Origin of the sequence: Alteromonas macleodii ATCC 27126 (genome assembly GCF_000172635.2) — a bacterium.
Taxonomy (GTDB): Bacteria; Pseudomonadota; Gammaproteobacteria; order Enterobacterales; family Alteromonadaceae; genus Alteromonas; species Alteromonas macleodii.
Window position 1 is genome coordinate 2652787 of record NC_018632.1, and the last position, 13591, is coordinate 2666377.

The following is a 13591-nucleotide window of genomic DNA, read 5'->3' on the forward strand; positions in this document are numbered from 1 at the left end:
TATATGATGGTCCGACCTAACTCACCGAATGCCAGACGTCACTTCTTAAAGTCTGGTCTCGCCACCACTGTTGCAGCTTCTGGGATGGCTGTAGGTGTTCCTACATTCCTATCCGGATGTGCAAATGTGACCGAAACGGGAAGGACTCAACGCCAGTGGGACGCCGAAGCAAACCTTATTAAAGGGATGATAAAGCGCCCCACCTTTGCAAAGCGCGAAGCTAATGTTACCGACTTTTTAAATGAAAATGGCAGTGACTTTAAGCAAGCGTTACATGCAGCTATCGACCAAGTCGCACGCCAAGGTGGTGGCAAAGTGGTTGTGCCAAAAGGCAACTGGCTATGCAGCGGCCCAATTCACTTACAGTCGAATATAAACTTTCATATTGAGGCAGGCGCAACAATTCGATTTTCTACCAATCCTGATGATTACAAACCATATGTTTTTACTCGCTGGGAAGGTATGGAGTTAATGGGTTACTCCCCTCTTATTTATGCTTTTGAGCAAAGTAATATCGCAATCACCGGCAAAGGTACGCTTGACGGTAGCGCGGCGAAAGACAACTGGTGGCCATGGAAAGGTAAGTGGAAGGCTTCAACATGGGGTGACGATCCTGTTGAGAACCAAAAATATACCAGAGACACGCTGCAAGAAATGGTAGAAACGGGACACCCGTTAGTGACCGCGTTTTTGAAATAATTACCTGCGCCCTCCGTTTATACAACCTTACCGCTGTGAAAATGTACTTATCGAGGGTGTTACCATCCTGCGCTCTCCATTTTGGTTAGTTAACCCTGTGCTTTGCAAGAACGTCACCGTTAACGACGTGTACTGTAAAAGTTTCGGCCCAAATTCGGACGGGTGCGACCCTGAAAGCTGCACGAACGTTCTTATCTCTAACTGTACATTTGATACAGGGGACGATTGCATTGCCATTAAATCTGGACGCAATGCAGACGGCAGAAGGGTCAATGTTCCCTGCAGTAATATCGTCATAGAACATTGCGAGATGAAGGCTGGCCATGGCGGTGTTGTAATCGGCAGTGAAATATCCGGCGGTGTAGAGAATCTCTATGCTCAGCATTGCACCATGAGTAGCCCTGATTTAGACCGCGGCATTAGAATTAAAACCAACAGTATTCGGGGTGGTCACCTAAAAAATCTAAACTATCGCAATATCGATATTGGGACGGTGAAAGACGCTGTTGTCGTGAATTTCTTCTACGAAGAAGGTGATGCCGGTAACTTCCCTCCTCTTCTGGAAGATATCACTATAGAGAACTTAAACGTAGCGTCAGCTAACCGGGCCTTTGTGCTTCGCGGGTATGACCATACGCCTATTTCTGGGTTGACGTTGAACAACATAACGATAAAACGTGCACTTAAAGATGCCGTTATCGAAAACGTAGCGCATCTTTCAATAAACAATGTGTTTATTAATAGCCAACCATTTAACAAGCATGGGCTGTAGAAGAATAAATACTATGGAATTTAATAAAGCACGTGTCAGTCTTAGTTTAGCCTTTGTGTTGCTGGCGGGTATATTTTTCAGTGGATTAAGCGCGGCAATGCCAGCAACAACGGATGTAGTGGTAGCTAAATCACATGACAGTGACGTAACTAAGGACGCTTTACCTCGTTTTAGCTCTGTGTCCCAAGCTGTTGCTTATATCGCGTCTCACAAGCCACAAAAAGATAAAGTATGGACCGTCTTTATTAGCGAAGGCATTTATCGAGAGCGTGTCGTCATAAACGTTGATAATGTTAACTTTGTGGGCCAGTCGCAAGAAACAACGACTATCGTTTTCAATCGATATGCAGGTCAACAAGTCGCAGAGAATTCTCAAAAAAAATGGGGAACTCGTCGCACTGCCACTGTGGAGATTTTAGGTGATAATATCACTCTGGAAAATATCACTATCACCAACGATTTTGATTATCCCGGTAACGAGGTCAAAGCAAAAGACGACCCTACTCGATTATCAGGTACGCAGGCAGTAGCGCTTAAAACCGATGTGAACTCCGATCGCACTTACCTTAAAAATGTCGCACTCTGGGGTTACCAAGATACCCTCTATTTAAAAGGTGACCGCGCTCTGATTGAAGGCGGAACAATAGCAGGACATATTGACTTTATTTTTGGTGAGGGCACCGCGTTTTTTGAAAGCGTTTCTATTGTTTCCCGTAAACGTTATTCTGGCGGTGATAGCGAAGGACTAACAGGCTACATTACCGCCCCAAGCACTCATTTACAGCGTCCTTATGGGTTAACGTTCAATAACTGTAGGCTTGAAAGAGAACACGGCGTTCCAGATGAAAGCGTGGCACTGGGAAGGCCTTGGCATCCTACAACCACCTTTTCAGATGGCCGATATGCAAACCCTTACGCTGTAGGTAAAACCACGTTTATCAACACCTATATGGCAGGTCATATCAGACAAAAGCGCTGGACTACCATGGGTGGAACTACGCCATCAGGTACAAAGAGACCATTTAATCCCCACACAGAAGCAAGATTTTCCGAGTACCAATCTCATGGAGAAGGTGCACCTAAAGCAGTCTCCTCACCAGCAATAAACTCTCATTTTCTGAATGATAAAAACGCGGCTTTTTACACTAAAGAGGCGGTATTGCGAGGCTGGGTGCCTTATAACACCCAGAACGATATTAAATAGTGCAACATTAGCGTAAGTAATTTGCTCGGCACATTGCGTAACCACTTGGTATCTATTATCTTTTAGTTATCACTGTGCCACTACTACCCTTATGTCTATACGTGTTCGTTATATCGTTGCGTTATTGCTAACCGCTACACTCGTCACTCTTTCTTTTATTGTTCTTTATGAATTAATCAGTGATCAGAAGAAAGATGCTGAAATTATCAATATCGCGGGTCAGCAACGCATGCTTTCACAGCGTATTGCGTTGCTCACCTCTACACCAAACATTTGCGACGACAGTGAAGAGCAAAGGTATTTGGCGCAATCGTTAGCACGTTTCAAACAAAATCATCAACAGCTTGTGTCACTCGATAACCTTCCCTCCTCTATCTCTAATACTTACTTTAACGAAGGCCAGCTCGACAACAAAGTAAACCGATACATAAAAAGCGCCGATCAAATTTTAGATGCAGCACAGTGTCAGCCCACTACGCTTTTAGATATTCAAGCGCTGACATCGCTATTACAACAGCTTGATTATGTCGTCGCGCGGTTCGAGCAAGACGCCACTGCTAGAGTAGATGTGGTTCTTTCGATTGAAGTTTACTTATGGCTAGCCACACTCGCTCTATTATGTATCGAGGCAGCATTCATCTTTTCCCCTATGGAGCGCACCGTTAAACGGTCATTTGCCAAACTAACGAGCTTGAAAGAGCAAGCGGAAAGTTCGGCTGATGAGGCTCGTAGAGCAAGCAAAGCAAAATCAGAGTTTCTTTCAAGCATGAGTCACGAACTTCGCACACCAATGAACGGCCTGTTTGGCATGATCGAGTTGGCCATAGACAACCCTGACAAAAGCAACATCTACCTTAAAAAAGCCAAAACTGCTGGTAGGCAACTCCTTGTGTTAATCAACGATATTCTCGATATATCAAAAATTGAAGCAGGCAAAATCAAAATTGAACAGGCGCCAGTCGACTTATTACAAGTCTTGGACGATGTGGTGTCGTTACAGCGGGTTTACTGCCAAAGAAAAGGTCTTGAATTTCATTACTTAAAAGACCCTGACTTACCTCACGTCATTAAAGGCGATATCACTCGTATTTCGCAAATTCTGCACAACTTGTTAAGTAATGCAATTAAGTTTACTGAACAAGGTTCTGTCACGTTAAAGGTCACCTATACCAAACGCCCAAACGGCAATTATTTAAGCTTCGATGTTATTGATACCGGCATTGGTATCGAGTCATCTAAGCTTGATAATATCTTTAAGAAATTTGAGCAAGCCGACCAATCCACCACCCGCGAATACGGGGGCACAGGACTAGGGTTAAGTATTGCGAAGCAGTTGGCGAAACTCATGCTCGGCGACATCAATGTAACTTCATTTGTAGGTCAAGGAAGTACCTTCAGTTTTACTATGGCAGCGGAAGAATCTCAGCTACCCGACATTAACGTTGAACCCAGTGCTAATTTGCGCTGTGCGATAGTTGATGATTTACAAACCAGCCGCGAATATTTTGAGCATGTCGTTACTTCCATGTCGATTGTGCCCCAAAGTTATGATAGTGCAAAAGCCTACCTATCAGACAGCCCAATGGCTTTTGACGTTATTATTCTTGATTTGTCTATGCCAGAGATGAGCGGGGTCGATTTGCTAGAACAGTTGAAGGCGATGAACCCAGATAAATTTCCTAAAATCATTCTTATCTCTGCTGAACTGGAACGACTAGAAGATGAAAATGATGTTTCTGAACTTATCTGGCGTACGCATGCTAAACCCATTAATCGTCGAGAACTTGAGCATGATTTAGGAAAGTTAATTGAGACAAAACCCGTATCTCATAATGATGTTAAAGAAGGCAATAAGAAGAAACGCATACTGCTAGCTGAAGACAACGAAATCAATGCCGAAATCGTGAAGACTATATTGCAGTCAGAAGGCTATAAGTTCCTGCATGTTAAGAACGGAAAAGATGCCGTAGACGTGGGCAAGCGACATCAATTCGACCTTATTTTGATGGACTGCAATATGCCCGTCATGGGAGGTATTGAGGCATCAACAATATTACGCAAAGCACTGGAGGTTGATACACCAATTGTTGCGCTCACTGCAAACGCCTTCGCAGAAGACAAAGAGGAGTGCTTGGCTGCCGGCATGACTGACTTTTTAGCCAAGCCTTTAGACAAAGACACGCTACTGGTTTGTATCAAGAAATATATCGGTTAGCTGCATGTACTAACACTCAACAAGGTGCTGTTTGGCAGACCACTTCCACATTTTATACGGTATAGGGTTCTTGCTCTGCAATGTACCCTGGCGCGATGGCTAAATTGTCGGTATTCGCAAGGCTCTGCTGATTCCTAAGCCAAAGTTGATACTCACCGGTACGTAAGCTTGCATGTTTTGTACAATCAACATTCCAACGTCTAAGCAGATACCCCGCCATGGCAGCCCGCACTTCCAATATAAGCACGCCTTCTTCCATGGCGTAATCAAGCTCTATTGCGGTAGCATACTTAATATTCTTAGGATGCGGCACAATTTCAAGTGAGATAAGTCGTCCCCACTCTTCATCACAATCTATGCATTCATGGGTTTCAGGTTCTGCTTTAACCGTTACCTTACTAATTCGAGTTAGCACAAAATCTCTGAAACTTTGTGATTTTCTGTCGAATGCGCGAACATGCCAGCGTTGACCGTTGTCAACAATACTGTGAGGCACTAACTCTCTTGCGCCACTGCCGCTTGAAAGCGACGTATAGATTACACTCATCGCCTTTTTGTTCACGATGGCTTGTACCACTTTCGCCACCACAAAAATATCAGGAACATTAAGTGAAGATGCACTTTCAACAGGGAAATGTATGTCACCGATCGCATCAAATCCATCTGATATGTCGTTGGCAAGCTTCACAAGGGTTCGCTTTGCATCGTGTTCAAAAACCGGAATAAAGCTTTCTGTTTGAAAGTAACGTTTTTCCCTTGGATCGTAGACTAAGTTATCAGGGGCGAGCTCTTTGTATAGTGTAAAGTCACGAGAACCAGCCGATAGTCCCACTTCAAAGCGATTTATTAAGTCTTGGCGATGAATAGCCCCTTTAAACAAAAGGCAGAAGTCGATATACGCCAGTCGTTGGCGTTGAGAAAAAGAAATGGTTTCTAACATGGTGCGCACTTATTGTATTTTTATTCAGTGTGGTTTATTTAAAGCCGTATGTAAATAGCAATAGAAATAAAAAAGCCCAGCACGTGGCTGGGCTTAAACTTTTAGCCATTAAGGTTTATGACTTCACACGTTTGCGAGCGAAAAACATACCACCTAAAGCCAGAAGCGAAAGCGCGAAGGTACCTGGTGCAGGTACTTCTGCAATACTGAAACTTGCGCTACTCACTTGTATAGGCGTCAGCTGCCCCCCTTGAGAGCCTTGAAAAATGTAAGAACCTGACAACCCATCAATTGTAATGTCACCAACAGACTGTGCGATAAATTGCACGGTGTATAAACCAATCACTGGTGTCTGCAGTTGATAGAACAAATCAATTTGTTCCAAGTAAGCTAGTGAACCTATCTCTAAAATTCCCCCCGGTAGAAAAGGAGGTAGAAACATCTCTAACACTGGGTTCCCCAAGCTGCTAACTGAGCCAAAAGGATTTAACGTAGAAGCGCCAATAAAACTCAAGAGCGAATCGTTAAAACCAATTGTCGTGTTATATACATCAAACGGTTGAGGAAACGGTACGATACCTAAAAAAGCATCTTCATTAGAAAAGCTTACCGTCGCCGTGATAGTTTCTCCTACTTGATAAATTGATTTATCCGTAGAGATTTCAATTATTGCGGCATTTGCATTAAAAGTAGCAATTGCCAATACCATTAAAATAATTTTTTTCATTTTCTTTCCAACTACTGAACTGCACATGCGGTACGTGTACACATAGACATTAACGCGTATAAATCGTAGATGTTTAATCTGCCGTCATTGTTAAAGTCGTGCTCTTCAACCGTCGCTTGACGTTGCAGAAGCAAGGTGTAGAACGCCACAATATCGGTGTTGTCTATGTCACTATCGCCATCAAAATCACCAATTACTGGCTCCGGCTCACTCGTTTCAGGGAAATCCAGCACAACAATTACTGGATCGTGATCTGATGAACGATAAGCATCAGCCCCGTAATAGCTAGAAAGCTGTGTTTCTGACTTATATTCAACGTTGTAGTCGAAGACACGAGGCTCATCAGCATTGATATGCCAAACCGTTGCGTCTGCCACATACTCAGTCAAAGTTGAGCTTGATAGCGCGTGATCTAAGTAACCTATTTCGCCGCCGAAGCTATAAGAATAAGCACTTTCGCCGTGGAAGAGGTTCACCAAGTTGCTGTAACCGGCGTCTTCGAGAGCAAGAATTGGATCTTCTTTCGCATAAGCATTTAGGTCACCCATTACGATAACTCGGTCAGACAAACCTTCACTGTTTTGCACAAGCGCTGTCAGCCCTAACGCAGCTTGGGTACGTAGCTCGTTCCAGCAGCCTTGTCCATCACCCAAATCAGCATCATTACCTGTTGCACTGCCACAGCTTCCTTTTGATTTGAAATGATTTACCGCGAGCGTAAACGCTTCGCTGTTACTATTTACGCTAAAGGTTTGTAACAGCGGCTGGCGGTTACCGTAGTCAAAAGGAGCTTCAGAGGAAGTAACCGCTGCGCCTTGTGGTGTGACCGTTGCAGGCTTATAAATAATACCTACCGCAATTTCATCACCACCAAGTAATGATTCAAGTGCTACATAGCTATACACGTCACTACCAAGTTCAGCATTTACGCTATTTACAAGAGAAGCAATGGCAGAATCACTCCCGTATCCATCGTTTTCGATTTCTACTAAGCCAAGTACATCTGCGTCCATCGCAACGATGGCTGCTACTGTCTTCGCTTGCTGGCGGGCAAATTCATCTTCTGAGTCTGCACCACGAGAGGTAGGGAAGTTCGGACCATTAAAGTAGTTAAGCACGTTAAAGCTAGCCACTTTGACATCGCCTTGTACGTCTAACTGGGGCACATCTGTTCTTGGGTTTGTGCGTACAGTTTGAAGAGCGCCAACTGGAATTAAGTTATAAGCACCAAATGCGTAGTGCATTACACCTTCCAAGCCTTCTACACTGTCGCCTAAACGCAGAGGATTCGCATGAGATAAACCTCCAACTGGGAAAGGAATATCGTCAGCATTTTGTGCGCTTGAGCCATCATCAACCAACAATGTGTTGCGTGCATTCGCTTCAGCCAAGGCAATAGCTTCACTTGAACCCGCGGCATATTGGTTTGTAGGAATCATCAGGCGGCCTGATGACACGTTGAATTGCCCATATCGACCAAGATTGTAAACGTCTGTCACGTTCAAAGTTTGCTGGAATTGAACCTGCATACCTTCAAGTGACTCTAGGTTAACGCTCTCGTCAAATGGCATTTCAATGCTTGTCGTTAGTATATCAGCACCTGCACCTAGCGTTTCAGCATTGGCGCTTAGTACAATTTCTGTAATGCCATTGTATTCAGCCACTGCACCGCTAACACGCACAGCATCACCAACAGATGGGTATTCAGTGAAGGTTGTCGAGTAGGCAAATACACCTTCAGACGTCGCAGCATTGCCATCAGAGTCGGCGGCTTCTTCTTGAATAAAGAATCCGTTCATTTCCGGCACAACTTTAGTCACTACTGCCTCAATAACAACGTCATTGCCTGTAAGTGGCGAGGTATCGCCTTCACCTTGAATAGCGCTAATTAAGACTACTTCACCAACTGGGTCTGTAGGATCAGTTGGGTCGGTCGGGTCAGTTGGATCCGTAGGCTCGCTAACAGATCCATTGTGCGAACCAAAATTGTTAAGCGTATCTTTTGGTAGGCTATCCCATTCTTCAAGGGTAAACGCTGGGTTGCGGTTAGGATTGCCTGCTGTTACTGAACTCTTGCGTACCAAAGTAACGTCTTTACCCCAGTTAGTTTTAACGCCGTACGTACCTAGAGCATCAACAACCTGACCGTTAGCGACGAGCTCAATGTAGTCATCGCCATTGAAATTAATCACGAAGCTGCTAATCGTTGAGCCGGCAGTTAACAGTGCATCTGCACTTCCGTGAGCGAATGTTGCTACGCCACCTGCTGGGATTGTGCCTTCAAGTGCTAACACTTTACGGTCAGCATCTGCGGTCTCACCATTGGAGAGTAAAACTAACTCATAACCCGCTAGACTTACCGGTTGTGTCGAGCTATTGAAAAGCTCTATACCTTTATTGAAACCGCCACCTTCGATGTACTCTGAAATGTAAATACTGCTGGTAGAAGGTGTTGTGTCGCCGCCGGTATCACCACCTGTGTCGCCGCCGGTATCGCCACCCGTGTCACCGCCAGTATCACCACCTGTACTATCACAACTCTCGTTGAAAATAAGTGAAGCAAGTTCAGGTTTGTCAATAAACGGATTTCGGTTTCCTTGGAATTCATAAACGCGCTCGTTACGACGACGTTCGAAATCATCCACTGGATCACTTTCATGCCATTGAAGCAATACGCAAAGCTTACCAAACGCGGCTTCGCTAGTAGAGGTAAGGCGATTTACTAACACTAAGTCGTCTTCGGTATCACCCGCTGTATTTCCATCGTAACGCACGTCCATGTATAGCATTGAGCGTGCTACATCACCTTTTACTGCGTCACGTGGCTCAAAAGAGTCACCATCAACTCGATTTAACGGAGCTTCAGAAAGCGCGCTATCACTAAAATCAAAATCTAAGTTGCCGCGCGAGCTATTTACAGAAATATCGGTAGGACGCAGGTGCAGAATATCGCTGTATGCCGTTAGGCTTGAGCTAGGAAAACCATGGCTCTTAGCCCAAACATGTTCGCGATTCCAATTGTCTGGGTTGGTGCTTTGACTACCGCTACCGTTGGTAAACTTGCCTTGTGATATGCCTTTGTAGAACAAGATAACGTTATCGGTGTTAGCAGGATCTTCATCAGTGTAAGTGAGTGCTGTCCACACTTCTGAGTAAGAAAGCGTACGATGACCATTTTCAATGATGTTATGCGCCGTGTCTTTTAACGTTTGCGCACTTTCACCGTTTGCAATAGCTGTGTCGAGAGCTGCGTAATAGTCAGATGCAACAAAGTCGCTGGCTAGGTTAACTGCTTCCAAATCAGGGCAGTTAAAACAAGTACCACTTAAGAAAAGAAGTTCATTTGAAGGTTCACCGCCGTTGTCAGGGTCACCGCCAGTATCCCCACCATCGGTAGTTTCATTTCCACTTACTGAAATACTGTCTAAATTGAGATATTCGGTACCCGAGTTGTTAGCCATGGCTACTTTCAGTTCTAAAGTGCTTCCGCTACCTATCGTTTCGGTCAGTGTTGCAGAACCAAAGTCTTCCTGTACCGTATTCGTTGCCCCTTCTGAAAGCGTAATAAGCTCGAATGCGCCACCATCTAATGAGTAAAATACATCGATGTAGTCTGTCGACTCAAAATTTCCACTTTGAGAAAGCACGGCATTTATGGTGATATCACCGGCACCAGATATATCGATAGACTCGCTCAACCAGACTACTTCACCGTCAGTATCACGTGCTTGCATTGCGCCGCTTTCAACACGGAACCAGTCTGAAGTGGCACTTAGCTCACTCGCTGACACGTCTACTGACCAACGATCAACACCTTCAAGTTCAACAATTGCTCCCGCTGGGTCTGAGCCAGTTGCGCCCTTGCCTTGCAGTTCATTTGCTTCGAAGTCCTCTTGCCATACTGTATCTGCAGAGGCATTAATAGAAACAACGCCTAACGACAATGCGCCCGCCAACAACGCGTTGACTACTTTAGCTGATTTCCTCAGCTTATACTTTTGTGTGTTACCCTCATGAATCATTTTGCTTTCCGCTTTTTTGTATAAGGAAGGTATAAATTCTTATACATACGTATATACAGCAAGCACTTAATAAAAATAATAATATAAACGTCACAAACGTTAAAAATCAGAAACTTAGACGTTTAAAATAAACTTACTTATTGATTAACTCTGCTGAACTTTGGTACAGGGAAAGTTGATTTGTCACAATGCGTAAATGTTTCAGCTTTGAAATATTTTAGTGACTCGCCGTGGTGCATGTTACAGTTTTATGCACAAAAAAAGAGCGCCTAGTGGACGCTCTTTCAATCATAACTTTAGGACAAAAAGCGCTGGGTAAACGCCTTTTCGTTGTTGCCTATAACTGCTCGTTTAAGAAGGCGTTAAAGTCTGCCTGAAATGCAGATTTCAGCCGCATACACTGTTGAGACTCGTCCTGCATAATTTCGACACCGCGTGCCATTCCTTGATAGGTCTCGCTAATTGGCGCGTAGAACGCATTGGCCTTTTCTAAGTTTTCAGCCGAACAGGTTGTTGAAACAAATTCCGGCATTCTGCTTACATGGTAATCAGGCATTTTTGCTAGTAGCGCGTCTTTATTCTTACTAAGCCACTCATACAATAGCGTATGATCGTCTAAGTTACGTGCTACTCTCACCACCATATACATGGTATTTGCAGGCGTAATATCATCGGTAAGCGCTAAATCTAACATTTTAAAGACGGTCGCTTTGTCTTCAAAGTACATCGAATACACCAGCGTGCTTTTCACATTTGGCAACTGTGCTTTTTTAAATGCTTCTACAATTGTATTAAACCATGTGCCCTGCTCGCCTTGTTCACTATTTCGCGTAGCAATTTCAATTGCTGTACCGGCAATACCGGAAGGAACACTGTTAGTATCTGCAAGGTACTGTTTCGCTATTTTAACGCTTTGTTCAACAAGTTGATCATTGTTCGAATGAGTACCCAGTAAGCTGTATATCTGGTTACGCAGGCGAATGACATCTGCGTTATCCTGCTCACTTTGAGACAAGGTTAGCTTGTTTAACAAAGGCATATAATTTTGATTTAGAAGCTTTGCATAGGCGGCTTTATTGTCTTCATTTACTAAATAACTAAACTCAGCTAACACGCCAACAGCCGCACGAATGACCGCAGGGTCATCATCTTTTGCCAAACTATTAAGCACCTTCATCACGCTGTCTACACCTACTTGATCTGCGTTTAACAGCGCCTGGTAGTTGTATAGCACATTTTTCTTTTCACGCTTATTTAGCGCGTCAATGTTATTTAGCAGTGCGTTTAGCTGAGCTGGTTCAATTGACCAACGGAAGTAACCTGTTGCATTGTCATTAGGGTACACCCAGTCTGCTTCAGCAAGCTGAGGTAAAACTGTGGTTTCTTTATCAATAAAAACCACTTCGTTTAGTATTTTTCCGTTTGATTGATAAGTCAGCTTTAATGGAACTGCCCATGTCTTATCTTCCACGGTCGCGCCTGCAAGGTGAAAACGGGACTGGGTTAATTTGCCATCTTTTGAAATATGAATAAGTGGGTAGCCCGGCTGTTCCAAGTAAGCTTTCATCATGGCGCTTAAGTTGAAATCAGACACTTCATCTAGGGCGCGCCACAAATCATCTGCTACGGTATTACCCCAAGCATGGGTATTCATGTAGTTTTGAACGCCTTCACGAAACTTTTCTGTACCAATTAGCGATTCAATCATTTGTAAAATTGATTCACCTTTTGAGTAGTTTAAGCCCAACCCATCCATCACATCTGGCTGACTTTTCACTACCTTTTTAACAGGTTTCACCGTGGGACTAGCATCTGCACCAAATGCTCCCTCTTGTACTATGCGATCGGCGTAGTTCAACTCTGGATACAAGGTTTTCATAGTATGACTTGCAGCCCAAGACGCAAACGCTTCGTTCAGCCATAGGTCATCCCACCACGCCATTGTTACCAAGTTGCCAAACCATTGGTGAGCAAGTTCATGCGCAATAACATTTAGCGGTCGTGAACGCTCTGTGACGCTTGGGTTATCTTCTAGCAGTAACAAACTATCGCGATAGGTAATTAAACCTACGTTTTCCATTGCACCGTGGGTAAAGTTGGGTACGGCAACAAAATCCATTTTTTTATAGGGGTACTTGATACCAAAAAAATCTTCTAGCGAGGCTAGGATTTCTGGGATGTGTTTGATAACAAATTTGGTTTTATCGGCATACCCTTTTGGAACGTATATTTTTCCTGGCACCGACAGCCCAGAAATTTCAGCACTATCAAAAGGCCCTACGGTATAGGCAATAAGATAAGTCGGCATGGGCTTAGTTTTTTCAAACACTACGGTTTTTATCCCGTTTTCCACTGTCACTTTTTCAACAGGTGTATTACCCACAATTTCCTGATGTTCAGGAGAACTGATGGTCATTTGATAAGGAATTTTGAAGTTTGGCTCATCAAAACTTGGAAACGCTTTTCGCGCATGCATATCTTCAAACTGGGTAAATATATAGTTGGTCTCTTCAAAACGTGACAGATACATGCCATCTGAAGACGTGTTCACTTTCCCTTCAAACGTAATCTCTAACGTATACTTCCCAGGCGCAATCTCATCTTGCGATTCGCCCCAATTGATGTCGTATTCTCCAATCGTAACATTTAGAGGAAAGCTGCTGCTTCCAGACACTAAACGTGCAGAAGTCACGGTCAAATCTTGCTGATAAAAGCCCACTTTCTTAGTTGGGGTTTTAACCGTTACATCAATATTCGTTTTTCCAGAATATGTAGGGTTGTCAGGGTCGATATTTAAGTGAATGTGTTGAAATGTGGGAGCGATTGTTGACGGTAAGCGGTATTCAACATCAGCAAGTGTCTTTTTCGCGGGTGATACGACTGCAGATGCAGTTTGCGCTTCTTGCGCCACTACTGCCGTTGTCGATAGCGATGTGAATGCAAAAACACTCGCAACCACACCAGCTAGTGTAGATAGTTGTTTCATTATGGTTTATCCATGTTATGGGAAAA

At 43.9% G+C, this 13591-nt stretch carries 6 protein-coding genes and 1 pseudogene; 3 read left to right on the forward strand and 4 right to left on the reverse strand.

Annotation, left to right across the window (positions count from 1 at the left end):
- Positions 1–6 precede the first annotated feature (6 nt).
- The 3 genes and pseudogenes from MASE_RS20490 to MASE_RS11340 all read left to right on the forward strand — a co-directional run bounded on the left by MASE_RS20490 (position 7) and on the right by MASE_RS11340 (position 4890).
- A pseudogene (locus MASE_RS20490) lies at positions 7–1471 on the forward strand (glycoside hydrolase family 28 protein).
- Positions 1472–1484: 13 nt separating this feature from the next.
- Entirely contained in the window at positions 1485–2675 is a 1191-nt protein-coding gene (locus MASE_RS11335) for a pectinesterase family protein (protein ID WP_014949885.1), read from the forward strand.
- A 91-nt stretch (positions 2676–2766) separates the two neighbouring features.
- Positions 2767–4890 (forward strand): response regulator, encoded by a 2124-nt coding sequence (locus MASE_RS11340; RefSeq protein ID WP_014949886.1) that lies wholly within the window; start codon positions 2767–2769, stop codon positions 4888–4890.
- A 52-nt stretch (positions 4891–4942) separates the two neighbouring features.
- Here the strand turns inward: MASE_RS11340 and MASE_RS11345 are convergent, their stop codons facing one another.
- The 4 genes from MASE_RS11345 to MASE_RS11360 form a co-directional block, all read right to left on the reverse strand.
- Positions 4943–5830: a WYL domain-containing protein gene (locus tag MASE_RS11345; RefSeq protein ID WP_014949887.1), complete on the reverse strand. Its 888-nt coding sequence runs from the start codon at positions 5828–5830 to the stop codon at positions 4943–4945.
- 115 nt (positions 5831–5945) lie between these two features.
- On the reverse strand, positions 5946–6557 hold the full coding sequence (locus MASE_RS11350) for a PEP-CTERM sorting domain-containing protein (RefSeq protein ID WP_014949888.1): 612 nt from the start codon (positions 6555–6557) through the stop codon (positions 5946–5948).
- 11 nt (positions 6558–6568) lie between these two features.
- Positions 6569–10579 carry an ExeM/NucH family extracellular endonuclease gene (locus MASE_RS11355; protein ID WP_014949889.1) on the reverse strand — a complete coding sequence of 1337 codons (4011 nt, stop codon included), beginning with the start codon at positions 10577–10579 and terminating at the stop codon, positions 6569–6571.
- 337 nt (positions 10580–10916) lie between these two features.
- Positions 10917–13565 (reverse strand): M1 family metallopeptidase, encoded by a 2649-nt coding sequence (locus MASE_RS11360; protein ID WP_014949890.1) that lies wholly within the window; start codon positions 13563–13565, stop codon positions 10917–10919.
- Between the last annotated feature and the right edge of the window lie 26 nt (positions 13566–13591).

Excerpts from the sequence above, each read along its gene's own strand:
- MASE_RS11345 (WP_014949887.1), bottom strand. The coding sequence starts at position 5,830 with ATGTTAGAAACCATTTCTTTTTCTCAACGCCAACGACTGGCGTATATC.
- MASE_RS11355 (WP_014949889.1), bottom strand. The coding sequence starts at position 10,579 with ATGATTCATGAGGGTAACACACAAAAGTATAAGCTGAGGAAATCAGCT.
- MASE_RS11340 (WP_014949886.1), top strand. The coding sequence starts at position 2,767 with ATGTCTATACGTGTTCGTTATATCGTTGCGTTATTGCTAACCGCTACA.
- MASE_RS11350 (WP_014949888.1), bottom strand. The coding sequence starts at position 6,557 with ATGAAAAAAATTATTTTAATGGTATTGGCAATTGCTACTTTTAATGCA.
- MASE_RS11360 (WP_014949890.1), bottom strand. The coding sequence starts at position 13,565 with ATGAAACAACTATCTACACTAGCTGGTGTGGTTGCGAGTGTTTTTGCA.
- MASE_RS11335 (WP_014949885.1), top strand. The coding sequence starts at position 1,485 with ATGGAATTTAATAAAGCACGTGTCAGTCTTAGTTTAGCCTTTGTGTTG.